The sequence below is a fragment of the Limosilactobacillus galli genome, from assembly GCF_947381495.1.
In the GTDB taxonomy this organism is placed as follows: Bacteria; Bacillota; Bacilli; order Lactobacillales; family Lactobacillaceae; genus Limosilactobacillus; species Limosilactobacillus galli.
On record NZ_CANCWK010000102.1, the window covers coordinates 1 to 886 of the forward strand.

Annotated in this window: 1 protein-coding gene; it reads left to right on the forward strand. The window is 40.3% G+C overall.

Annotation, left to right across the window (positions count from 1 at the left end):
• Positions 1 to 448 precede the first annotated feature (448 nt).
• Positions 449 to 850, forward strand: a complete 402-nt coding sequence (locus QOS10_RS09415) for a hypothetical protein (protein ID WP_283595198.1) — start codon at positions 449 to 451, stop codon at positions 848 to 850.
• The last annotated feature ends 36 nt before the right edge of the window (positions 851 to 886 follow it).

Genomic DNA, 886 nt, shown 5'->3' on the forward strand with positions numbered 1-886 from the left:
TTCACTTAATATGATACCTGATGTCACGCCGAATGGCGTTTTTTATTTACCACCAACTGGGTGGCTAACTTCATTCTATAATCCACCAAATATCTGTTAGGACGATCTGAATATAAAATTTTATAAAACAATGCTTTCAAAGAAATAATAGAATAACCACGGCGCCTTTTTTTAATCAAATTTTACTCTAATTTAACCCTGTCGAAATCGACTAGGTTAAAGGAAGACTTTAAGAACGTACATTCGTATTAAAGCCCAAATAATCATTGTCCAAACCCTGATGACGTAAAAAGCTGGTAAACAAAAAAGGCCCATCCCCTACTGCAATAGGAGACAGGCTTAAATACTGTTAGTTCTTGCTGCAACAAGAGCCAACCAAGAGTTAAAAATAGTGTATCCAGCAATATTTTTAACTCTTTCATTATAGCAAAATAATGGAGGGATAACTATGTGGATCGAACAGCGTTCCATACATGGTAAGGTTCGGTATTGCTTTATTGAGCGATACAAATCTTCACTCACGGGCCGTTATCGCCGTGTTTCAGTCACCTACGGGAAGAAGACCCCACAAGTGGTTAAAACAGCCACCAGGGAGCTGGAGGAGAAGATTCAGAAGGCCCTCGCAGAAGAAGGGCGTGCTGTTCGTAAAATCACCATGCAAGAACTGGAAACCAGGTTTCTGGATGACTACGAAAAACAGGTCCGATATAACACCTATCACAACGGTGAGATTTTTCTCGATGAGTTTGTTGAAGCTTGCGGACCGAATACCCGCCCAAGTGCCATTACAACCGTGTGGTTAAACCGTTTGTCAAGGGCGGTTTTAAATTGCTGTTTTATGGCGGTTTAAAAATGTATGATTTGGGCGGTTTAAGAATTGACTGAT

Excerpts from the sequence above, each read along its gene's own strand:
- QOS10_RS09415 (WP_283595198.1), top strand. The coding sequence starts at position 449 with ATGTGGATCGAACAGCGTTCCATACATGGTAAGGTTCGGTATTGCTTT.